At 54.6% G+C, this 23,451-nt stretch carries 22 protein-coding genes and 1 pseudogene; 17 read left to right on the forward strand and 6 right to left on the reverse strand.

Annotated features, from left to right (window positions below; translation table 11 throughout):
- Positions 1-38 precede the first annotated feature (38 nt).
- The 10 genes and pseudogenes from dmul_RS21305 to dmul_RS19035 all read left to right on the forward strand — a co-directional run.
- Positions 39-185, forward strand: a pseudogene (locus dmul_RS21305) (ACT domain-containing protein); the annotation flags it as partial.
- 124 nt (positions 186-309) lie between these two features.
- Complete coding sequence (locus tag dmul_RS21020) at positions 310-549, forward strand: glycine cleavage system transcriptional repressor (RefSeq protein WP_020877283.1); 240 nt, start codon at positions 310-312, stop codon at positions 547-549.
- A gap of 412 nt (positions 550-961) precedes the next feature.
- The gene (locus dmul_RS19000; protein ID WP_159449734.1) at positions 962-2,611 is read left to right on the forward strand and encodes a sigma-54 interaction domain-containing protein; all 1,650 of its coding nucleotides are present in this window, start codon (positions 962-964) and stop codon (positions 2,609-2,611) included.
- Between the two features lie 274 nt (positions 2,612-2,885).
- Positions 2,886-3,104, forward strand: coding sequence for a hypothetical protein (locus tag dmul_RS19005; RefSeq protein WP_020877280.1), 219 nt, complete (start codon positions 2,886-2,888; stop codon positions 3,102-3,104).
- An 87-nt stretch (positions 3,105-3,191) separates the two neighbouring features.
- A complete protein-coding gene (locus dmul_RS19010) occupies positions 3,192-3,620 on the forward strand; it encodes a HEAT repeat domain-containing protein (RefSeq protein WP_020877279.1) in 429 nt (142 codons plus the stop codon).
- A gap of 121 nt (positions 3,621-3,741) precedes the next feature.
- Positions 3,742-3,990: a hypothetical protein gene (locus dmul_RS19015; RefSeq protein ID WP_020877278.1), complete on the forward strand. Its 249-nt coding sequence runs from the start codon at positions 3,742-3,744 to the stop codon at positions 3,988-3,990.
- Complete coding sequence (locus dmul_RS19020; protein ID WP_078081356.1) at positions 3,962-4,528, forward strand: NAD(P)(+) transhydrogenase (Re/Si-specific) subunit beta; 567 nt, start codon at positions 3,962-3,964, stop codon at positions 4,526-4,528. The genes dmul_RS19015 and dmul_RS19020 overlap by 29 nt, the downstream gene beginning before the upstream one ends.
- 354 nt (positions 4,529-4,882) lie before the next feature.
- Entirely contained in the window at positions 4,883-7,153 is a 2,271-nt protein-coding gene (locus tag dmul_RS19025; protein WP_020877276.1) for a nitric-oxide reductase large subunit, read from the forward strand.
- A 218-nt stretch (positions 7,154-7,371) separates the two neighbouring features.
- Positions 7,372-8,346 carry a dihydroorotate dehydrogenase-like protein gene (locus dmul_RS19030; protein ID WP_020877275.1) on the forward strand — a complete coding sequence of 325 codons (975 nt, stop codon included), beginning with the start codon at positions 7,372-7,374 and terminating at the stop codon, positions 8,344-8,346.
- Between the two features lie 140 nt (positions 8,347-8,486).
- A complete protein-coding gene (locus dmul_RS19035; RefSeq protein ID WP_020877274.1) occupies positions 8,487-9,050 on the forward strand; it encodes an EF-hand domain-containing protein in 564 nt (187 codons plus the stop codon).
- 54 nt (positions 9,051-9,104) lie between these two features.
- Here dmul_RS19035 and dmul_RS19040 read toward each other — a convergent pair whose 3' ends face one another.
- Complete coding sequence (locus tag dmul_RS19040) at positions 9,105-10,004, reverse strand: CBS domain-containing protein (protein ID WP_040415303.1); 900 nt, start codon at positions 10,002-10,004, stop codon at positions 9,105-9,107.
- An 84-nt stretch (positions 10,005-10,088) separates the two neighbouring features.
- The gene (locus dmul_RS19045; RefSeq protein WP_020877272.1) at positions 10,089-10,556 is read right to left on the reverse strand and encodes a CBS domain-containing protein; all 468 of its coding nucleotides are present in this window, start codon (positions 10,554-10,556) and stop codon (positions 10,089-10,091) included.
- 401 nt (positions 10,557-10,957) lie between these two features.
- Here dmul_RS19045 and dmul_RS19050 point away from each other — a divergent pair, with 401 nt between their 5' ends.
- Both dmul_RS19050 and dmul_RS19055 read left to right on the forward strand, forming a co-directional pair.
- Positions 10,958-11,635: a zinc ribbon domain-containing protein gene (locus tag dmul_RS19050; RefSeq protein ID WP_020877271.1), complete on the forward strand. Its 678-nt coding sequence runs from the start codon at positions 10,958-10,960 to the stop codon at positions 11,633-11,635.
- Positions 11,635-12,663 carry a YheT family hydrolase gene (locus dmul_RS19055; protein ID WP_020877270.1) on the forward strand — a complete coding sequence of 343 codons (1,029 nt, stop codon included), beginning with the start codon at positions 11,635-11,637 and terminating at the stop codon, positions 12,661-12,663. Before dmul_RS19050 ends, dmul_RS19055 begins: the two co-directional genes overlap by 1 nt.
- A gap of 132 nt (positions 12,664-12,795) precedes the next feature.
- Here dmul_RS19055 and thiL read toward each other — a convergent pair whose 3' ends face one another.
- Both thiL and thiM read right to left on the reverse strand, forming a co-directional pair.
- Positions 12,796-13,812, reverse strand: coding sequence for a thiamine-phosphate kinase (gene thiL, locus dmul_RS19060; RefSeq protein WP_020877269.1), 1,017 nt, complete (start codon positions 13,810-13,812; stop codon positions 12,796-12,798).
- Positions 13,812-14,630, reverse strand: a complete 819-nt coding sequence (gene thiM, locus dmul_RS19065; protein WP_020877268.1) for a hydroxyethylthiazole kinase — start codon at positions 14,628-14,630, stop codon at positions 13,812-13,814. The genes thiL and thiM overlap by 1 nt, the downstream gene beginning before the upstream one ends.
- Positions 14,631-15,014: 384 nt before the next feature.
- Here thiM and infC point away from each other — a divergent pair, with 384 nt between their 5' ends.
- The 5 genes from infC to pheT all read left to right on the forward strand — a co-directional run bounded on the left by infC (position 15,015) and on the right by pheT (position 19,873).
- Positions 15,015-15,509 (forward strand): translation initiation factor IF-3, encoded by a 495-nt coding sequence (infC, locus tag dmul_RS19070; protein WP_327078315.1) that lies wholly within the window; start codon positions 15,015-15,017, stop codon positions 15,507-15,509.
- Between the two features lie 194 nt (positions 15,510-15,703).
- A complete protein-coding gene (gene rpmI, locus dmul_RS19075) occupies positions 15,704-15,901 on the forward strand; it encodes a 50S ribosomal protein L35 (protein WP_020875361.1) in 198 nt (65 codons plus the stop codon).
- A gap of 57 nt (positions 15,902-15,958) precedes the next feature.
- Positions 15,959-16,309, forward strand: a complete 351-nt coding sequence (rplT, locus tag dmul_RS19080) for a 50S ribosomal protein L20 (protein WP_020875360.1) — start codon at positions 15,959-15,961, stop codon at positions 16,307-16,309.
- 137 nt (positions 16,310-16,446) lie between these two features.
- The gene (pheS, locus tag dmul_RS19085; protein ID WP_020875359.1) at positions 16,447-17,454 is read left to right on the forward strand and encodes a phenylalanine--tRNA ligase subunit alpha; all 1,008 of its coding nucleotides are present in this window, start codon (positions 16,447-16,449) and stop codon (positions 17,452-17,454) included.
- 1 nt (position 17,455) lies between these two features.
- Positions 17,456-19,873, forward strand: a complete 2,418-nt coding sequence (gene pheT / locus dmul_RS19090) for a phenylalanine--tRNA ligase subunit beta (protein ID WP_020875358.1) — start codon at positions 17,456-17,458, stop codon at positions 19,871-19,873.
- A 401-nt stretch (positions 19,874-20,274) separates the two neighbouring features.
- Here pheT and topB read toward each other — a convergent pair whose 3' ends face one another.
- On the reverse strand, positions 20,275-23,088 hold the full coding sequence (topB, locus tag dmul_RS19100; RefSeq protein ID WP_020878368.1) for a DNA topoisomerase III: 2,814 nt from the start codon (positions 23,086-23,088) through the stop codon (positions 20,275-20,277).
- Between the two features lie 30 nt (positions 23,089-23,118).
- Positions 23,119-23,322: a DUF6485 family protein gene (locus dmul_RS19105; protein ID WP_020878367.1), complete on the reverse strand. Its 204-nt coding sequence runs from the start codon at positions 23,320-23,322 to the stop codon at positions 23,119-23,121.
- Between the last annotated feature and the right edge of the window lie 129 nt (positions 23,323-23,451).

The following is a 23,451-nucleotide window of genomic DNA, read 5'->3' on the forward strand; positions in this document are numbered from 1 at the left end:
GATATCGACATGGAGGACGAATGGAAAAACGTTTTATCATGACAGCCTTCGGCACAGACCGCCCGGGGATCGTGGCCGACGTGACCGAAGTGATTTTTGAGACTGGATGCACCCTGGAAAATACCACCATGACCCGTCTGGCAGACGAATTCACATTGATTCTGCTGTTTACAGGCCAGGGCGACGAACTCGAACAGACGCTCCATATGGCCTGTCGCCGGCTGGAGCGGGAGAAGAACATTTTCAGCGTTCCTCAGGGTTCTTCCAAAAAGACCACCCCGGATTCCGCCGACAGGGACCTTGCGAAAGGTGCACGTCGAGGGACTGGACCAGTCCGGAATCGTTTACAGGATCAGCCGTTTTCTGGCAGATCATCGGGTGAATATCGAAAACCTTGCCGCCTCGGTCCGTCCTTCTCCCGAAAGCGGTGCCGACATCTACAGCATGGAAATTGTCGTTCAGGTGCCGGATAGCGTCACCCTCGATACCATCGATCGGGGGTTGGACCGTATCGCCAACGATCTGAACGTAGATATCATCTTCAGATAGAAGCCTTATCGTTTCGATATGCCGCCGGCGTCGACCTCCCGCAAGCAGCGGCACTTCTCCCCTTCGCCCCCCGTCGTTATCCTCCGGCGCCCGCCGTAGAATAACGACGGGGCCCCTTTTTTGCTTTACAAGCATTGGTGCTCAATGAAATACTTGGATCATTCAACGGTTGCGTTCAAAAATTCACGAAACGCCTCCGTCAATGATTCTGGCATCACCATACATCATTATGAAATCCTATACCCAGAACGCCGCTTTAATTTCAGACGCGAAACCACAGGAAAGCCCGGGCCTCGGGAAACCTTATCACCCCTTGCCGGTTTCCGCCGCACCGAACGCTCTTACCGAGCGGATCAAAGAGCTGAACTGTCTCTACGGCATTTCCAACCTATTTGAGAATCAGGATGTTTCATTGTCATGGATCATGCAGCGCGCCGTCGACCTGATTCCGGCCGCCTGGCAGTATCCTGAAAACGCCTGCGCACGGATCCGGATCGACGGGCAGGAGTATACCTCGAGACATTTCATACCTACCCGATGGCGCCAGAACGCCTGCATCGAGTTAAACGGATGCCGTGTCGGCGAAGTGGAGGTTTGCTACACGGCGCCGCCGCCGGGAGGCGACGACGTCGCTTTTCTCGAGGAGGAAGATCGCCTGCTGAGGGCTATCAGTGAGCGATTGAGCAGAGTTCTGTGGCTCAAGCGCGCCGAAGAAGCGCTCAAGGAGAGTGAAGAGCGCTATCGCGTATTGACCGAACAGGTCGAAGAAGGCGTTACGCTCGTACAAAATTCTCGATTCTGTTACGTCAATCCGGCATTCTGTAAAATTTTCGATGTGACTTCGGCTGCAGAGATGGTGAACGGATGGGTTCACACGCCTCCCGCAGGAAACGCGGATGAGATTGCCCGGCTCTATGACATCGTAACCGCTGATGTCATCGCGACCAAGGTTGAGGCGATTCACCGGCTGATCCGATCGGGAAAGGTGCTTTGGATCCAGGTTTGCCACAGTTCGATTTCGTATAAAGGCCGCCCGGCGCTGCTGTCGACCTTCAAGGATGTTACTGAAATCAAAGAGCAGCAGCTCGCCGCGCAGCGCAGGGCGGATTTGCTGCACGACGAAAATCGCGTTTTGCGGTCATCCTTAAAGGAGCGGTATCGGCTTGGGGAAATTCTCGGCCGGTCTCCGGCTATGCAGGAGGTTTACGAACTGATTCTGAAGGCGGCGACCACGGATGCAAGCGTGGCCATATTCGGCGAATCCGGTTCCGGCAAGGAACTGGTCGCCCATGCCATCCACGACCACAGTGCCCGAAAAAAGAACACCTTTGTGGCGGTCAATTGCGGCGCCGTTCAGGAATCCCTGTTCGAACGAGAATTTTTCGGTCATCGCAAGGGTGCGTTTTCCAGCGCCCATGCGGATGCGCCAGGCTACCTGGACCTGGCCGACGGCGGGACCCTGTTTCTGGATGAGATCGGCGAGTTGACCGTCAATATGCAGGCAAAATTGCTCAGAGCCATCGAAGGCGGGGGGTATCGCCCCGTCGGCGGAATAGAATGTGCTGCGGCCGACTTTCGCATGATATCGGCGTCCAATACCGCTTTGAGCGAAAGGGTTCAGGATGGGAAAATGCGCAGCGATTTTTTCTATCGCATTCAAGTGATTCAGATTCAGTTACCTCCGCTGCGCACCCGAAAACAGGATATTCCGCTACTGGTGGAACACTTCCTGCGTAAAATGAAACCCACTTCCGGCATCACCAGAGTCCCCGGCAGCGTGATGGATATTCTTACCGAGTATGATTGGCCCGGCAACGTCCGTGAACTGCGCAATGTGTTGCAGCGGTACGTCACACTCGGGACACTTGAATTCCTGTCACCCGATCCGAATGTCAATACTGTCTCGCCCTTAACGGAATTGAATCTTCGTCAAGCCGTCCGGCAGTTGGAAAAATCCCTGATTCTAAAAGCCCTGCGACAGGCCGGCGGCAATCGAACCCAGGCCGCGAGCCTGTTGGGAATATCTCGAAGGGCCCTGTTTCGGAAGATGTCCACACCGTGAGTGCCTGAATCGCCCGAGTCGGGCGAAAACGCCCATTTATTAAATATGTTATGATTTAAATAGGTTGCGACCGTTTTCAGGTTTTTAGCGGGCGGTTTTTGCCTTTGTCGTTTTTCAATCCCGTTTCGAGCTCTCCAATCTGATCGTCATATCCGTCAGTTATAGTTATCCACACCGATTGGCATCGCATTTGCTTCCCTCCCAAGAATAAGATGTTGCGCATTTCTGTTGATGCGCCGATAAAATGAACCCCTCGTCCTCGGAGTTATTCGCTGTGGAACTCGTGAAGAACAAAGCTTCCGGAAAATACTTTGTCGTGCTTGACGACGACGGAAATGACGATTTTCTGGTCGTCACACCTGAAGGGAAAATCAAGCGACTTGAACGACGCTTGTTTGGGCCTCGAGATATCGTCGACCCCCAAAAAACACGACGAATTCGCAAGCTGACGCAAATGCAAGTCGATAAATATTTGGAATATACCAATGAATAAGCTCGCGGAATCAAATTTTCTGGGTGCTTCGATAAGCTTATCCCTCAAAATCGGTTAGAACAGTATAATTCAGAAAGGAGCAACCCGATGAAGCAAGACCCCTTTGGAAACCTTACCGATTGGGGAACAGTTCTGGATCTCTTCGAGGAACTCGGAGATAACGGCACCCTGAGCGAATGTCAGCCCGGTCTGGTGCGCATACTGCGGTACAAGGGGAACTGGCGACTTCGCGAGGAAGCTCTGAAGCGTATCGGAGAGATTCAAAATCCGTCCGATGAACTGATTTCTCAGGTCATGACGATACTTGCCGACGACAACATCTACTACGATGTCAGAATTCTGGCCGGCGAGGCCTTGACCCGAATATTGAGAAACATCGACAATGATTACTCAGATAAAATCAGTATGGATGTTCGGAAAATTACCGAAAAATTGAGATCGACACCCCAGCCGCCGTTGTTCGAAAACGCCTTGAGGCATCTTTATTCAGAAGCGACACATCCCGAGGTGATGTAAAACTGATCCTGTTATCGTTGAATGCAACGGAGACATCCCGGGGGACGCCTCGAGGGGAACCTTAAAAACCGCCTCCGATTCGTCCTGATCAACCCCGGTTTTGATTCAAAGGAGCCTATCGATGCCAAAAGCAGTTCAAAAGCTCGAAACATACTATACCGGCAATTGTCGCTCGGAATATCTGATCCTGCGGGATATCCTGGCATTGGACAACCTGCCGATTCTGCAACGCAAAAAAGATCCGGATGATCAGCTTCGGCTGAAAAGTCCGCTCAAGCCCCAAGGGTTGTGCCTGAACTGCGACGACCGGCACATTTGCAGACACCCATCTTTTGGCAGGAATGTCGTCTACTGCGAAAGCTACATCTGAACTGACTGTAATCGAAAGATATTCGAAATCAAGCTCCCTCCGGTTCAATCAGAGCGAAGGTAAGCACAAGATGGAGATTAGGACACTGACAAACAACTTGATGGCGGATCAACCACCCCACCCCGAAAGGATTGTCAAGGACCGGCAGGACCCTTCGCAGTCCGCGGTTCCACAGGCAAACATCACGACAAAAACCAAGCGCGTCGTTGTTGTTTCCGGATACGGCATGGCCCTGGCTCAGGCCCAATCGGAGGTCAAGCATATAGCGGACCTTATGAGACAGAACGGTAAAGACGTCAAATTCGGCGTTTACCCTGTTGCCGGCCGAATATCGGGACATATGTACGTCCTGTTGACGGAAGTCGAGATGCCTTGTGAAAAAGAATATGGGATGAAAGCGATAAATTCGGAGTTCAACGATCCGGATTTGATCGTTGTGGTTGGATCGACAGATTTTTTTAATACATTTCCACAGTTTTCCCACCAAAGCCCCTACAAAAAGAATCTCCCTGAGCCGATTCTTTTGTTGAACGATTGACAGCGCCGACATCTGACAATGCCGTTTTATCCTTATCCCGCAAGACCTGCCGTTTTACCCGGCGCAATCCACCTCGGAACGGCATCGAAAATTCACTGCAATCCGACGGCTATTTGCCATGGGGTCAGCAGAATTCTGCTTGCCTGCAAAGGGCTTCGTCAGGTAAAATAATTTCATAAATTGCGTCAACGCCGCAAAACCGACGCATGTCTCCGTTATCCATACATAATCTTTGAAGACAGTTCGTCTGAATCGTCCTGATTCTTACACGCCGTGCAATATAGATAAGCGAGAGCGGTCAGGGTTCTCCCGACCATTCTGAAAAACACCGTCAACCCAAGAAAGGAAACCATCATGGCAGAACAGCATTCCCATCCCGTATCGCTATCGGTGTGGTGGCGCCGCAGCGTTTTTCTGGTCTTTGTCGTCGGCATGGCGGTTTTGGGCTTCATGTCGGTCCAGGCCTATCGACATGCGCCGCCGATTCCCGAACAGGTTATCGGTGCCGATGGCCAAACGATCTTCACCCGGCAGGACATTGAAGAGGGGCAAGAAATTTTCCTGAAATACGGCTTGATGCAAAATGGATCGATCTGGGGGCACGGCGCTTACCTGGGGCCGGATTTTTCCGCTCAGTACCTCCATGAATTATCCATGGATGCCGGCGAGGTTCTGGCCCGACAAAAATTCGACAACGGCCTGGCCGAACTTGACAGTGAACAACGGCTTCTCATCGACGCCGCAATTCCTGCTCTCCTCAAGGAGAATCGTTACAATCCCAAAACCCGTCAACTGACCTTCCTGGATATCGAAGCCGCCTCCTTTCAACGTCAGATCACCTTTTGGACCGATTATTTCAGCCGGCCGACCGGCAACATCGGCCTACCGACCCGGTATATCAGCGATTCCGAAGATATCCGCCGATTAACGGCCTTTTTTGCCTGGACGGCCTGGGCCAGTGTCGCCAATCGGCCCGACAAACCCTATTCCTACACCAATAATTTTCCTTACGACCCCATGGCCGGTAATCATTTGACCGGCGATGCAGTGCTCTGGAGCGCCCTTAGCGTCATCATGCTGCTGGCCGGACTGGCGCTGGTCCTGGTGGCCTTCGGGAAATTCGACTATCTCGGATGGAAAGGCGGCCCTGAAGGGGGGTACCCCCAGCTTCTCGCCGGCGAACCGACTCCCGGCCAGAAGGCCACCATCAAGTATTTTGCCGTTGTCGCGCTGCTCTTCCTGGCCCAAGTCCTGATCGGCGGTGCACTGGCGCACTATCGAGCCGAACCCGGAGATTTCTATGGAATTGATCTGGCCCAGTTCCTGCCCAGCAACATTCTGAGGACCTGGCATCTCCAGTTGGCCATCTTCTGGATTGCCACCGCCTATGTGGCAGGCGGCCTTCTGCTGGCCTCCTCCCTGAATCCTGAAGAGCCCCGTGGTCACGCGACCGGGATCCATATCCTCTTCTGGGCACTGGTGGTGCTGGTTGTGGGGAGCCTTCTGGGGGAATTTTTCGGCCTCCGCCAGATTTTTGGTTCCCTCTGGTCCTGGTTCGGGCACCAGGGCTGGGAATTTCTCGAGTTGGGCCGATTCTGGCAGATCATTCTGGTGGTGGGCTTCAGCTTCTGGCTCTGGCTCCTATACCGGGGTGTCGCGCCCGCTCTCAAGGATCCGAAACGCCGGGAGATCACCCAACTTTTTTTGCTGGGGGCCGCCGCCATTCCGATCTTTTACCTGCCGGCCTTCTTTTTCGGGACCACCGATAATTTCACGGTGGTTGACATGTGGCGTTTCTGGATCATCCATCTATGGGTCGAGGGTTTTTTCGAGTTGTTCGTCACGATTCTGGTAGCACTCACGTTCTATCAGATGGGCGTCGTGAGGCGCATTACCGTGGTGCGGATCATCTATCTGGACGCGATCCTCTTCCTGTCGGGAGGTATCATCGGTACGGCCCACCACTGGTACTGGACGGGGCAGACCAATTTCACCATGGCCCTGGCGGCCATGTTCTCTGCTCTTGAGGTGGTACCTCTCACCCTCTTGACCCTCGATGCCTGGGATTTTGTCAAGCTGACCGGGACCCCCACCGTCGAAGGCGTTGAACAAAGGACCATACATCACAAATGGGCATTCTATTTTCTCATGGCCGTAGGATTCTGGAACTTCGTTGGCGCGGGTATCTTCGGCTTCCTGATCAACATGCCGGTGGTCAGTTATTTCGAGGCCGGCACCATCCTGACGTTGAACCACGGACATGCCGCCCTTCTGGGGGCGTTCGGTATGCTGGCCATGGCCCTTTTGGTCATGGGGTTGCGCCACGTGCTCACGGACGCCCAATGGATCCTGCCGGAAAAACTGGTCAAGCTCTCCTTCTGGGGAATGAACATCGGCCTCGCGCTGATGGTTCTGACCAACCTGTTTCCCGAAGGGATTCTTCAGATCTGGGATGTCCTGGAAAACGGCTACTGGCATGCCCGAAGCCTGGAGTTCATGGGGCAGGACCGAATCCGGATGATGGAATGGATCAGTATGCCCTCCCACCTGATTCTGATCCTTCTGGGGGCTGTGCCCATGGCCGCCGCAGCCGCATGGACCTACCTGACCGTTCGGAAAGCGTGACGAGATCGCCGTCGGGATCCATCGAATGCCGGGAAACCCGACGGCTTTTATGAGGGGACGATTGACGATACAGCCCCAGGCGCCTATTTTAATATAATCGCAACCTTCGAATTTCACAGGCCGGTGCCGGTCACCATCATGAAAGTCGAAGGCTGAGTATAGATCCACGATTCCTTTCCCCTTGTGCCATCATAACGCCGCTGCAAAGGAGAACAGACATGAATCTCAGCACGACCTATCTGGGCATCCCGCTTCAAAATCCCATTATTGTCGGCAGCTCCGGCCTGACCGACAGCGTCGAAAAAATTCAGAAAATCGAACAAGCCGGGGCCGGGGCCGTTGTTTTGAAGTCGATTTTCGAAGAGGAGATCGTCTTCGAGTATGAGGATATCCTGAAAGAAGCCGAATCGCTCGGCATCAATACGGATCAGTTTGATTATTACGATTTCCACCTCAAGGGGAAAAAGCTGAACCGGTATATCGATCTCATCAAGGCATCCAAAAAAACGGTGTCCATTCCGGTGATCGCGAGCATCAATTGCGTCTACTCCCACGAATGGGTCGCTTTTGCCCGCCGGCTTCAGGATGCCGGCGCTGACGCCGTCGAACTGAACATGTTTTTCCTGCCATCTGACTTGAGTCGATCCCATCAGGATTTGGAGCACATGTATTTCAACGTCATCGAAAAAGTCCTGAAAACCGTTTCCATTCCGGTCGCTCTCAAGATCAGTTATTATTTTTCAAGCCTGGGGCAGATGATCCAGAAACTTTCCCAATCGGGCGTTAGCGGTCTGGTATTGTTCAACCGTTTTTTCAGCCCCGACTTCGACATTGAGCATCTGAAAATAAAGCCCTCTTTTGTTTTCAGCACACCCGCGGATCTGGCGGTTTCCCTGAGGTGGATCGCCATGATGAGCCAACGGGTCAATTGTGACCTCGCCGCCTCAACCGGCGTCCACGACGGCAACGCCGTGATCAAACAGCTTCTGGCCGGCGCTCAGGTCGTCCAGGTCGTCTCCGCCCTCTATCAGAACGGGATAGATTATCTGCAGGAGATGATCGCGGCCCTGAAAAACTGGATGGCCGCGCACGAATATTCCCGTCTCTCGGATTTTCAGGGGAAACTCAGCCAGGCTAAAGCCGACAACCCGGCGGTCTATGAGCGGGTTCAGTTCATGAAATACTTCAGCTGATGTCTGCATCCTCAGCCGGGAAGGACGTTTGACGAACACTCTTCAAAGGCTTATTTTCACCGAGTTGGGCGTTTTTATGCGATTCGAAAAAACGCCGACACGACCACAACCGCTATGCAGATATGAAAGGAGAGACTGTCATGAAGACCCTTTACGCTGTTCTGATATCAGCGATGCTGGCCTTAACCCCCGGGGGCGCATGGGCTGCCGAATCCGACTCCGGTCATGGCGCCATGACCGGCGGGATGGATCTGAAAAAATACGAGATTCGTTTCAACAGCATTGACACCGACGGCGACGGCGCCCTCAACTGGTCGGAGTACAACGACCATTTCGGCGACAAGGACCGCAAAATATTTGATGCATTGGACACCGATGACAGCGGCCTTGTCGAACAAAAGGAATGGCATGACTTCAAGGCGGCTCACGGAATGGCCGGGCCCCAGAAAAACGGAAAAGGTCGATATCATCAGGCCGACCTGCCGGACCCGGCGCCCTACATGATCCCTATTGGGCAAATCGACAAGAACGGGGATAACGCACTCAGCCGGGAAGAATTCCAGAGCCGCTTCCCCGAATCGGACAAATCGATCTTCGATGCCGTTGACGTGAACCAGGACGGCAGCATCAGCCAAGGTGAATGGCATGAATTCAAGGCCGCCCACGGGAAGGAAAAGCGCTATCATCATAAATCCGGCAGTTAGAGGCCTGTTCGCCGGCCGATACGGCGGCACCGGATGTCCGGTGCCGCAGCGGCTTTAGACCGGCGCGTCCACCTTGATGCGGCTGCTCACGCAGGCATGGCAAGAGCCGGACCGGATCCGAGCTGCATCCGAAAGGGACAGCACGCCGGTTATTCGGGACGGATCCTCCCTGAAGGCAAAAATACGATGGATCTGGGAAAAAATCAGTTTCCGGATCGCGGTCTCCAGATATTCCGTCTCTTCGCAGGATCGGACCGGCGAGGTCATGATGGCCTGGGCGGGAGCGCCCGGATCACAACCATGCTTGTAAGCCAGGACCAGGTCTGTTTTGGAAACCACGCCTACCCCCCGCCCCCGGTCGTCGGTAATCAGAACAGCACCCATCCGATATTCCGACAAGCTCTCCATCAGTTGAACAAGCGGCGCGTCCGCCCCATGGGAGCGGACCGACGCGGTCATGACCTCTTTCACCCGGAACCGAAGAATCGGATCTTCGCCTGTTTTGTCGGTTCGACGCAACCTGCTGAACTTGCACTGATGACAATATTGGTAAAGGATGCCCACGATGTCGGGATAGGCGATCACCCCTGCCGGTTTGCCGCCGCTCCCTCGGACATAGAGACGGTAGACCCCGTGATGCCGCATCTTCTCCAGGGCCGCCTCGAGCGTATCCGCCATTCGGCAGAAAAGCGGCGGAGAAACCATGACGTCCGCCACATGTGAATCGATGGGAAGGCCCGCGTAATAGGCTCCCATTACATCCGTTTTGGAAACTACGCCCATGCAGGCCATGTTTTCTTCATTGACAACCAGAATCGCATTCACCTTGAACTTGATGAATCGATTGACGGCAGCCCCCAGGTTGGCCTCCGTGGGCAGAAAGATCACCTGCCGTCGCATGGTCTCCTGCACGGTCAATTCCGACAGGATAGTGTTTTTTTGGATGATGCCCATGATTCGACCCCCTTGCGCCGTAAGTTCCACGTGGAACATCCACAGAAGGGTTGTCGGCGAGACAAGCCCCATCGTACCGGCTCGCTACATCATCTTGTCGACCAGATGGTAAAACAGATCGGATATATAGACGATCCCCACGATCCTGTTGTCGTGAATCACCGGTATCCGGCGAATGTGTTTCTTGATCATGATGTCGAGTACCGCCATGAGGTGGGTGTCGGGCGTAATGGAGATGACTTCGGTGGTCATGATGTCGCCCACGAGAATGGTTCCGGCACGACGGCAGGCGTCGTCCACCAGACCGACGATATCCACATCGTCCATCCCCCCCCAGATATGAACATGCTTGGGTTGGATAAAGAGAAGGATATCGTACATGGAGAGCATACCGACCATGCGGCCGATCGAGTCCGTGACAAGCATCCCGAAAATTTTACGCCCCTCGGATTCGGTTGCTGCCTTGAAGGATCTGACCGCTTCGGAAATAGGCATCTCCGGCGTCAGGGTATGAAACCGGGGCGTCATGACATCTTTGGCGGTGACGTTCATGGCGGTTCCTGCCGAATTGGATGTTATTATCTGGCACGACAAGGTACCAAAAACCCCTTCGCCTGTCAAACGTTCATCCCCAGAAACCCTATCGCTTATAACCCATTAACCTGAGCAGACCGGCCTTCGAAAGGCTTTTCTTCACCAGGTTGGACATAACGCTTGCTGTAAAGACGATAGTTGTATATTCTAATAAGTTTAGATTGTGGGTTGCGTTTCCCGTAACATTTTTTTTAACCTTGCAATAACGTCAGTTTTCAGACGGTTTCCAAAAACCGGTCGAAATTCAAGCCTGCAAACGCCGAGAAGCCCCGTCGCACAAAAAAAGAGTCCCGGTTGAGGGGCGTCTCGGAGCATGAATAGCGAACGTTTTCGAAACCGCCAATCACGGAGGTTTATAGATGGCCATAGAGACCAAGGAACAGTTCATGGAAAGGATGATGGCGGAAGAAAAACCCAAATGCCCCCATTGCGGCCAGGAGATGAGCGTCTGGGAGGTCCCGCCTATCAACTACAGCGATGGATTGGGCTGGGGCGTTCCATACCTCTTCGTCTGCTTCAACGACGACTGCCCTCTCTATACAAATGGGTGGCAGAATATCGAGGAGAATTACGGTCATCTCGCCTCGTACCGCTGCATCTGTTATCTGGGGGCGGAAAGCTTCGAGTGCATGCCCGTATTCAGCCCCGTCGGCGGAACAGGCCAGATCATCGACAACCAGGAGATGCTCCAGGAAGAAATGCTGAAGGAGAACATCAAGAAGGGTTTTTCAATCCTCGCTGACTGCTATGTCAATGAAAACACAGTTGATATTCTCAGATTGCTTCTGGATTCGGGTCAGCCGGTCCGAGTCCGTCTCAAGGCTGCTGAAATGATCGGTGATATCGGACCGGTAGATGCCGTCGATGCCCTGAAAAACGCTCGCTTCGGCAACGAAAAACTCCAGGAAACCGTCCATAAAGCGGTTCAGAAGATCCACGAACGTCACTTCACCCGGGAGTGTCCGTTTTGTGCAGAAATCATCAAAAGCCGGGCAAGGATCTGCAAGCACTGCGGCAAGGAGGTGGCGGGAAAATAATGTCCGCGACCCTATCCGCCTGGACCAGGCGCTCCCGGGAGACAGGGTTCACCCCTCACGTGCTGATGAAAAACGCCCATATCCAATCCATCGCCGCCGGCATCAAGCTTCGGCGGCTCTGGATACGGCACAGGGCCAGGCACTTTCTTGCACGATCCCGAACAATCATTCTGGATTGCGGAAACGACGTCCGACTCCAGGGGACCCACACACCCCAAACGGACGGCAGCCGGGGAATGGTCATCCTCATCCATGGATGGGAGGGCAGCAGCGAGTCGACCTATATGATATCAAGCGCCGCTCGGCTTTATGACCGGGGCTTCGATATCTTCCGGCTAAATCTCCGGGACCACGGGCCGACACACCACCTCAACCCCGGCCTCTTTCACTCCTGCCGAATCGAAGAGGTGATCGGCGCGGTCAAAGCGGTACAGGAACGCTTTTTTTGCCGACGCCTCTTCGTGGGGGGCTTCTCGCTGGGAGGCAATTTCGCTCTGAGGATCGCGGCCGGAGCCGCCGAAGCGAACATGTCCATCGACCGCGTGGTCGCCGTCAGTCCGGTCCTGAATCCGCTACGAACCATGGCGGTTCTCGAGAACGGCCTCCGGATCTACCACGACTATTTCATGAAGAAATGGCGACGCTCACTCGAAATCAAGCGCCGCTGCTTTCCTGAGACGGAAGGGCTCGATAATTTATCCCGTCTCAGGACATTGTGGGAGATGACCGCCTATTTCGCGCCGAGACATACAGGCTTTCCCGACGCCCGCACCTATCTGAACGGCTATGCCCTTACAGGCGACGCTCTCAGAGAGCTTACCGTGCACTGCCATCTCATCGCCAGCGAGGATGATCCGATGATTCCTGCAAAAGATCTCCATGGGCTACCCGCATCCGATCGGCTTCTCATCGAACGAACCCGGTACGGCGGACACTGTGGGTTTTTGCAAAATCTCAGCATGGACAGTTGGGCTGTCACGCGAATGGCCGATATCTTCACTTTGTCGGCAAGTGGTCAAGGTTACTGACGTCGATCCGCAACAGGTACACCATCAATGGCATCGGACTTGGTTCGCTCGAAAAGCGCATCCGTCAAAAAAGGATCAGAAACAGACACCGTTAACCTGAAAATGCCCTCTCCTTCTCGGCACTCCCTGGAATCAGAGTTCCTCGGTTTCGGAAAAATGACGCCATCCCGCAGGCGGAAACGGCCTGACCTCCCCCCCTTGGACGACCGTCATGCGGCCATCCGAAGTCATCTTCCCGATGTGATATAGAGGATGATGAAATCGGGCCATAAACGCCTGGGCGACTGCGGCGGCCTTTGTCGGATCCACCGTGCACGCCAACACATAATCCTCTCCTCCGGAAAGCGCATAGTCAACGGCATCAAACCCAAACCGGCGACAGAACGTCTTCAGATTTTCCGAGATGGGAAGACGACCCGCGTCGATGCGGACACCCAGTCCGGAAGCACGCGCCACGTGCACGAGATCCGAGCTGAGGCCGTCGCTGATGTCGATAGCCGCCCGCACTGCTCCGGATTTGCCTAAAAACCGCCCTTCTGCCAGATGAGGTCGCGGACGGTGGTGAGCGCTCAGAAGTTCCATAAAGGCATCCGAATCCGCCGGAAGGCGATTCCTGAGCAGGTGGAGACCCGCTCGGCTGTCGCCCACTGCGCCGGTGACGAAAAGGCAGTCTCCGGGTCGGGCGCCCCCTCGCCTAAGCATTTCCCGCTCATGAACCGCCCCCACCACAGCGACATTGATAATCAGATCCGACCGAGATCCCGTGGTATCTCCCCCCAGGATGTTGACGCCGAATTCCCCGGCCAGAGATATCATCCCCCGATATATCCCCTCGACGTACGCGAGAGCGCAGTCTCCGGGGACGGCAATGCTGACGAAAGCTTCCCGAGCCGTCCCTCCCATCGCGGCGATGTCGCTCAGATTGACCGCCAGGGCTTTGTGTCCAAGATCTTCGGGCGATGTACCATTCCTCAAAAAATGGACGCCTTCCACCAAGAGATCGGTAGTGACCAGTGCCACTTGGCCGTCGGGCACGATAAAGGCCGCAGCGTCGTCGCCGATGGGCAACCTCACGCCTTCGGGTCGAATCAGACAACCCCGCTGAATTCTCCGGATAAAGCCGAACTCGCCGATGTCCTTGAATTCCATCAAGCCTCCTCGATTCTGACCCCAATCCGAACCGCCTCCGGTGTCATAGCGTAAAGGACGTCCATCAGGTTAACCATAAAACTGCCTGGGCCATTGGCCCCTGCGGCGGCCATTTCGCCGGCCAGCCCAAAAACGGCCAGGGCGGTCGCAGCAGCAGTGAAAGCGTCGGAATCCACAGCGGCAAAAGCCGCGATGAGGGCCGACGCCGTGCATCCAGTGCCGGTCACCCGTTGCATCAGCGGGTGACCGTTGGCGACGCGGACTTGTCGAAAGCCGTCGGTGACGACGTCGATGGGTCCGGTGACAGCCAGAGTAACACCCGTCCTGTCGGCTAAACGCATTGCACCGGGAAGAACCGCTTCCATTGAATGGACGGCATCGACCCCTTTGCCCCCGGGAAAACTATCCGATTCGACATCGGAAAGTGCGTGAACCTCAGAGGCATTGCCGCGCACGATTTTGACGGCGGCCTCCTTCAAAATTTTCCTGGCGGTGTCGGTTCGAAATCGAGTGGTGCCGGCTCCGACGGGGTCAAACACCACAGGTTTTCCTCGGGTGGCCGCCGCTTGACCGGCCAGAATCATGGTCGGCACCCATTCGCGTGTGAGGGTGCCGATGTTCAGCACCAGCGCTCCAGCCAGATCGGCCAACGCCGCCGCCTCTTCCGGGGCGTGAGCCATCATCGGCGAAGCACCGATGGCCAGAAGCGCATTGGCCGTGACGTTCATGACGACGAAATTGGTAATATTGTGAATGAGCGGCACATTCCTGCGGACGGCAATCAAATTTTCCGCAGCCTGATCTTTCAGGGTATTCATTTCATCCAACCTCAAATAGGGGGGATTGACGCCTCAAATAGGGGGGATTGACGGTAGCTTGTAAATGAAGTATCTTAAAAAATGGATGCAGGCATGTCAAGACGTCCTGAAATTACAAATTTCGTCCTTTTTTATCCCGGAGACCGTAATTCCGTAATATATACGTGCCGCCGTGTTTTTCTGTCGCAGAACAATCGAATTCAATTTTTCTTTATTTTTTTCTTGCATTTCTTACCCTTATTTTATATGGCACTACTGAATTTATATCATGTAAGCGCAGAATGGGATTTCAGGTTTAAGATCGGAATCTGATCTCCCGGGCAGGACAACCAACAATAGCTGTGGAGGAGGTGTAGAATAGCTAGGCCAAGACAAACAGACGGGGTGAACATCAATCGCCAGATCAGGGCAAAAGAGGTGCGGGTTATCGATCCGGACGGCAATCAGATCGGCATCGTTCCAACCCACAAAGCGCTGGCCACCGCCAACGATTTCGGACTTGACCTGGTGGAGGTTTCTCCCAATGCCAGCCCTCCTGTCTGCAAGATTATGGATTACGGGCGCTATAAGTATGAACAGACCAAAAAGCTTCAGGAGGCCAAGAAAAAACAGAGTACATTTCAGGTCAAAGAAATCAAGGTTCGCCCCAAAACCGGCGACCACGATCTGAATGTCAAGTTGGGCCATATCCGAAAGTTCATCGAGCGGAAGGACAAGGTCAAGGTGACGGTCATGTTCCGGGGGCGTGAGATCACGCTTTCCGATCAAGGACGCGAACTTTTGAAGCGAATTGCCGACGAACTTGAGGAACTCGCCATCGTGGAACAGTACCCGAAATTTGAAGGGCGCACCATGGTGATGATCTTGTCCCCGAAATAACAGGACGTTCATACAACACTTTCCCTCGGACCGATCAAGCTGATATCGCCAAACGGCGGTTTTGACGTTTTATGGTGGCGTGTGCACATTGATCATGATGGCTCACGCCATCTATTATTTTAGGTGGCCAACAATGAAATCAGGGAGGTATCTCCCTTTTTTCATGAATCAAATACGGTTGAAAGGATACGAAAATGCCGAAAATAAAAACCAATCGCGCGGCGGCCAAGCGTTTCAAGAAAACAGGTACGGGAAAATTTGTTTTCAGAAAATCCCATGCGAGCCACATTCTGACCAAGAAGACCCGGAAACGCAAGAGAAGCCTCAGGCTCAGCCAGATCATCGACAAATCGAATGAAAGGGAGCTGCGGCTGCTGTTGCCAAATGGATAGCCTGACGGGATTGACGATATCAAAAAACGCGTAAAACGATGACAGGAGAATAGTACAATGAGAATCAAACGGGGATTTAAGGCAAGAAGACGCCGAAACAAGGTTTTAAAACTGGCCAAAGGATTCCGAGGCGGACGCAGCAAACTGTTCAGAACGGCAGCAGACTCCGTGGACAAGGCGCTGAACTATGCCTACCGCGATCGGAAAGCCCGAAAGCGCGATTTCCGGCAGCTGTGGATCACCCGCATCAACGCCGGAGCCCGCATGAACAACGTTAGCTACAGCAAATTTATCCACGGTCTCAAATTGGCTGAGATTGATCTGGATCGGAAGGTGCTCGCCGAGTTGGCTGTCTCCGATCCGGCGGCCTTCTCCCAGATCGTCAGCCTGGCGGCCACCCAGCACTGAATCACGTCAGGGCGGGGTCCAACCCCATCCAGAACGGATCAGGGATCGCAAAAAACCGCCGATGGATGATCAATCGCGCCGGAGACGTTCTTCGCCTGAAAGGCCTTTGAACGACCGGCGATCCAATGGGAGTATCCGTGGAAAAGAACATCGAAAACATCAAGGCCGAAGCCCTGGCTGAACTGCAGGACGCCTTGGATCCCGACGGCGTCAAATCCATCTCCGTTCGGTACCTGGGCCGAAAGGGTATCATTACCCGTTACCTCAGAAACATTTCCAATCTTCCCGCAGCAGAACGCCCGTTCGCCGGTAAACGTGCCAACGAAGTCAAAAACGAGTTGGATGCCGCTTTCAAGGATGCCCTTGGGAAGCTGGCATCCGACGCTCGCGGGACGGATGAGCGGATTGACGTGTCCCTACCGGGCCGGACACCGCCCCGGGGGTTCCTTCATCCCCTGACACAAATCACCCGTGACATCTGCGACATCTTCACGCGAATGGGGTTCAACATCGCCGAGGGACCAGAGGTGGAATCGGATTACTATAATTTCGAGGCCCTCAACATCCCTAAGAACCATCCGGCGCGAGATATGCAGGACACTTTTTATGTCTCGGATGCCATCGTATTGAGGACGCAGACCTCCCCTATGCAAGTCCGGACCATGGAGAAACAGAAGCCTCCGGTCCGCATCATCTCCCCGGGCAAGGTCTATCGATGTGATTCCGATCTGACCCATACGCCCATGTTCAGTCAGGTCGAAGGGCTCCTGGTGGATGAAAACGTCAGCTTCGGAGACTTGAAAGGCACGCTGACGGCCTTTGTCCATCAGATGTTCGACGCCAAAACCGCCCTCAGATTTCGCCCGAGCTTTTTCCCTTTTACCGAACCCTCCGCCGAGGTAGATATCCTCTGCGTGATGTGTCGGGGAAAAGGCTGTCGGGTCTGTTCTCAAACCGGTTGGCTGGAGGTCCTCGGGTCGGGGATGGTCCATCCCGCCGTTTTTGAAAACGTGGGGTACGACACCCGTCGTTATAGCGGCTTCGCCTTTGGCATGGGCGTTGAGCGCATCGCTATGCTTAAATACGGCATCGACGACCTCCGAAAGTTTTTCGATAACGATTTCAGATTTTTGAGGCAGTTTTAAGATGAAAGTCAGCCTGAGTTGGTTAAAAGAGTACATTCCCGTCGACATGGCGGTGACGGAATTGACCGAACGTCTGACCATGGTCGGCCTCGAGGTCGACTCGGTGGAGGATCGCTACGCCTGGCTGAATAGCGTTCGGATTGGCCGCGTTGTTTCGGTGGAGCCCCATCCCAATGCGGACAAGCTCAAACTCTGTCACGTTGACGTGGGAGATCGGACCGTCCGCGTGGTTTGTGGCGCCCCAAATGTCGCCCCAGGCATGCTCTCTCCTCTGGCGCTGCCGGGGACCGTCTTCCCCAACGGCAAACGCGTCGAAAAAGGCGTCATTCGAGGGGAATCGTCCGACGGGATGCTTTGCAGCGAAGCAGAGCTCGAACTGGGGACCGACGGCGACGGCATCATGGTCATCACAGATGTCGCTCTGACCACAGGGACGCCCTTGCCCCAGGCATTGAACCTGTCGGATGCCACCATCGAAATCGATCTGACGCCGAACCGGCCTGACTGTTTGAGTATCATGGGCGTCGCCCGGGAAATCGGATTTTTCCAGAACAGGAAAATTGTACGACCCGAAATCCGGCTGCCGCGCGGTGACGACAATATTCGCGAACGGACCTCTGTGACAATCGAGGACCCGGAACATTGCCCTCGATATGCCGCCCGGCTCATCGAAGGCATCCATGTCAAACCGTCCCCATTCTGGCTGCAGGATCGACTGCTGTCGGTCGGACTCCGTCCCATCAACAATATCGTCGATGTCACCAATTTTGTAATGATGGAAACCGGGCAGCCGCTCCATGCCTTCGATTTCGATCACCTGGCCGGCCATCGTATCGTTGTCCGTACCGCCAAAGCAGGCGAGAAATTCACGACGTTGGACGGCAAGGAGCGTTCTCTCACCGCGGAAATGCTCATGATTTGTGATGGTGAGGGACCGGTGGCCGTTGCCGGTGTCATGGGAGGATTGAACTCGGAAATCGAAGGCAGTACCACGCGAGTCCTCATTGAAAGCGCCTATTTCGATCCTGTCAGCATCCGAAAAACAGCAAAGACACTGGGGCTGGCCACCGATGCCTCTCACCGCTTCGAACGCGGCGTCGATCCCGAAGGCACGCTGTTCGCGCTGAACCGAGCGGCCCAGCTGATGCTCGAAACCGGTGGCGGACGTCTTGTGGAAGGCGTCATCGATGAACGGCCCATTCGGGTGGAAAACTCACCTATAACGCTGTCAATCCAAGCGGTCAACCGGCATCTCGGCATCATATTGACCCGGGACGCCGTTTCCGAAATGCTGCAGGCCATCGAGTTCGGCGTAACGCATGAAACCGAAGATCTTTTAACGGTGATACCGCCGCCATTCCGTGTGGATGTCTTCCGGCCGGAAGATCTCATGGAGGAGATCGCCAGGCTCTGGGGATACAACAGGATTCCGGTCACCTTTCCCCGCCTTCCCTCCCAAGGGGTGCGGTTTGACCCCCATATCGTCCTGCGAAACCGGATCAAAGACCTGCTGGCTGGCTACGGCTTCGCGGAAACCATCAATTACAGCTTCATTGACGAGGCCGCCGTCGACAAGCTCCGACTGAAACCAAATGCCTCCCAACGGCGAATGCTCCACATCCTCAATCCGTTGACGGAAGACCAGTCGGTCATGAGAACCTCGCTGCTCCCCGGACTTCTGACCACTGTAGCCAGAAACTTTGCACAGCAAAACCGGAACCTGAAACTGTTCGAGGTGGGAATGACCTTCTTGAGCAACGGTCAGGATCGACTTCCTGATGAGGTCGAGATGGTTGCGGGAGTGTGGACCGGAACCCGACAACCGATTTCCTGGTTCGCCCGGGAAAGCGCTTGTGATTTTTATGATCTCAAGGGTGTTGTCGAGGCGTTGGCGGCGGACCTGGGCATTTCCGATTTGCGGTTCAGTGCGGCCTCGGATTCGGCATGCGATTACACCCGGACAGGCCATTCCGCCATTATCACGGCCGGCGCTACCAGGGTGGGAATTATGGGTGAGCTGCATCCGGACGTTGTCAAGCAATACGACCTGAAACAGACCGCATTCATTTTTGAACTTCAACTCGAACTGCTGCGGCCTTTTGTTTCGGACGCCAAACAGGCCCAACCCATTCCGAAATTTCCATCGACCGACCGCGACATCACACTTATTGTCGACAGTGCTGTTGAAGCCGGCGCCATCGTTACGACCGTGACTGAGGCACAGGAACCTCTAGTGGAAGAAGCCTTTCTGTTCGACGTATACGATGGGGAAAATATTCCGGAAGGGAAAAAAAGCATTTCTATTCGAATCGTCTACAGATCGTCAAATGAGACCCTGGAAGACGATGTCGTATCGCCCGTTCACGCGAAGATATCCAGTCTTTTGATGCGAACCTTCAATGCGACCTTTCCGACATAACCTTGAGCGATAAGACAATTTTCGGACTCAACTTTCGACTTTCATAGGCCGGTGCCGGGAGGATACGACCCGCGCCCCGCGCGATTTCGTTCAAGTGCCGCTAAAGCTTGCTCCGGGCGGCCCGGAAACTCGCTTGCGCTCAAACAGTCCAGGCCGCTGATCCTCCGCGGCGCTTAAGCGGCACTAAAACTCACCGCTGAAGGGGCGCAGGTCGTATCCTCCCGGCACCTCTTTCCGGTTACCATCATGAAAGTCGAAAGTTGAATTACGGAGTATTCGTCCCCGGCCGGCGCTTCTTCCCCTTTGAAAAGCAATGGCGTTTCCGACGGTCCGCCCCACGATGAAGGGTTTGACGCCGAGATGGAGACGCGCCGGATAGGGTTCCTTTCCGACACCTGACATCACGTGCCGGAAGCATCTGAAAAATCGAACACGACCCTGGGCGGCGGCGGACCATCGGTGCTGAGACGCAGTCGTGCTGAAAATGACGATCCCTTTCTGGAGATGAAGCCGGACAGAAGGTCCGTCTCCCCCTTTTCTAAAAGTTGCGCGGCCACCGCAGGAAGGATTTCCTTCTGGGCGATCGTCCGCCATACGACAAAATTGCAGCCGCCGTCCGCTTCCCGCCATTGATCACACCCATAGGCTCTCGGTCCTTCAACCACGTTACCGCCGCAAGCCGGGCATTTGCCAATCACTTTTGAAGGCGTTCCATCCGGAGCGATCTCGCCGAAATCAAACCGGACATCCCAACACGATCCTTCCTGAACCAGCTTCAGGGCGGCGGAAAAGAATTTGCCCTTCCTGGATACAAAATGATCCAGAAGACCGGTCCTCCCTTTCAGAAGCAGTTCTCCAGCCAATTGCGGCGTGATGGGCTTCTGCGCCATCTCTTTCCAGATCACGAAACGGCAGCCCCCGTCCGCTTCCCGCCAGTTGCAACACCCGTATGATTTTGAATTATCGACGATGTCGCCCCCGCATTGGGGGCATTTCCCGATCATATCAGTAGACGCCTTGAGCGTGGGTGTCTCGCCGGGTTCAAGATGGACACACCACACACCGTTGTCCCGGGTCAACCGCAGCGTGCCGCTGAACGGCTCCCCCAGGTCTGATACAAATCCCGACAGAGGGCCGACATGCCGATTTGACAGCAGCGCGGAAAGAATCGCAGGTGATATTCGCAGGCCGGCGATCTCGCTGGCGACAACGAAGCGGCACCCACCGTCGGCCTTGCGCCAGTTGGCGCATCCATAATCCCGCTTGCCGAGGATGACCTCTCCTCCGCACGCCGGACACGGCCCCAGACTTTTGGAACCGGCTTTGAATTCATCGATCATTTGCGTCACCATTTTTTTGATTTCGTTCAGGAAGGTTTCGTCCGATCCATCACCCCGGGCAATTCGATCCAGGCGCTCCTCCCAGCGGGCGGTTTCCTCTGGAGAAGCCAGTATCCTTGCCGTCTGAAACCGGCGGAGCGTATCGATCAGATAACACCCTTTTTCCGTTGCCAACAGATACTTTTTCCGCCGCACCACATACGCCCGCAGCAAAAGGGTTTCAATAATCTGTGCTCGGGTGGATTGCGTTCCCAGTCCTACCTCTCTCCGAAAAATTTTTTTGAGCACGCCGTCGGTCACATATCGCTCCGGACGGCTCATATCCTTGAGGAGCAACGCTTCGCTGTATTCCGGCGGCGGTTCAGTCATCCGCCGCTGAACGACAGCCGACTTGACCTTTGCCGGATCTCCCGGTTCCAGGGCAGGCAGATTTTCCGATATCGCTTCGTCTTCTCCCACTTTGCTGGAATACGGCCCGGCATCGTCTTCGGCGTATAGCCGCTTCCAGCCAAGTTGGAGGGTTCGCCGGCCTCTCGTCTCAAAGACTTCGTCCGCCACCACCGTGACAACATCGGTTTGTTCGAATTGATAATCCGGATGAAATGCGGCTGCAAAGCGTTTCAGAACGAGTTCATACACTTTTTTTTCATCATCGGTAGCGCCTTCCGGGAGGGGGGCCAGGGGGATAAGCGCATGGTGGTCGGTCAGTTTTTCGTCGTTGAACACGCGTCGGTTGGACACCTGAAGCCGTGTTTCATCCAGGCCGTCAAACCGGTCCGGATAAACCTGCGACAGGGTTTTAACCAGAATTCGTGCCAGATCCACATTCCCCGATCCCATCACCTTTGCATCGGTTCTGGGATAGGAGAGACATTTTTTTCGCTCATAAAGATTCTGGGCCACCTGCAGCGTACCTTTCGCCGACAACCCAAATCGCCGGTTGGCCTCCTGCTGAAGATCCGTCAACGCATAAAGCAGCGGTGGTGGTTGCCGCTTGTTTCGAACCGTGACGGATGCCACTCGACCTGTCCGTTCCGTTATTTTTTCCGCCAGTCTTTCGGCATCCCTTTCGGCTGTCATGCGTCGAAGACCGTCTTTGCACCAGACGCCCCACCATTCTCCTTTGGCGTTTGCGAAGCACGCTCTGAGAGTCCAAAAGGGTTCGGCCACGAAGTTTTCCCTATTCCGCTTCCGGTCTACGATGAGCGCCAGGACGGCTGTCTGCACCCTGCCTACACTGAAAACATCGTCTTCAGGTTTCCCTTTGGCGCTCCTCGGTATGGACATATTGGACCGGGATATCAACGTCGCAGCCCGCGAACAGCTCATCCCCACCACCCAGTCGGCAATCTGACGGGTTTGACCGGCTTTCCACAAACGGTTAAAATCCTCGGCAGGCCGCAATTTCGTCAGGCCCGCCCGGACTATCTCAGGGGTGAGGGCCTGGCTCGTCCAGAATCGCAGAATTCGTTCCCAGGCCGAAAAACCGACCGCCATCAGGATAGTCCGGGCGATCACTTCTCCTTCTCGGCCCGCATCCGTCGCAATGATCACCCGCCCCACGGCTGATGAGCCCAGAAGACGTTGAATAATTTTCAACTGTTTTCGCGTCTTGGGAAGAGGCTTGTATCGAAACACGTCGGGGATAATGGGCAGGGTATCCAGACGCCATGGCTTCCATCGGGAATCGTAATCCTCGGGCGAGGCCAGTTCCATTAGATGTCCGACAGCCCAGGTGACAATGAACCGAGAATCCTCCAAATAGCCTTCATGCTTCCCACGAATGCCCAGTGCACGAGCAAAGTCTCGAGCCACGGAAGGCTTCTCCGTGAGAATAAGGGTCTTCAGGCCGACACCGGTCGGGGAAGAATTCATGCGCCAATCATTTCCTTCAAAAACAGCTTGTTATACTTTTTTCTGAGCGACCAGACGGGCAAAATGTTCGAAGGATCGATCATAGGTTTTCTCGGCATCTTTAGGGAAGCAACAACCTGGAAGTTGGCGGCTTTTCAGATGATAGCGGATGCACTCGCAGCATATCCCCTGCTTTGGACAGCCGGTGTAAGTACATGTGCAGTTTTCAAGGTTTTTCTCTTTGTTGCACTTCATCCTTTTCTCCTTTTTGAAATTCTTTCAACATCTTGATCCCGGCGATCTCCCGTCAAGTCCACCTGCTGGAAACCCATGCGGATCCGAACAGCACGTCGCACAGATCACCCATTATTATGGTTCGTTGGC

The organism is Desulfococcus multivorans, from assembly GCF_001854245.1.
GTDB lineage: Bacteria > Desulfobacterota > Desulfobacteria > Desulfobacterales > Desulfococcaceae > Desulfococcus > Desulfococcus multivorans.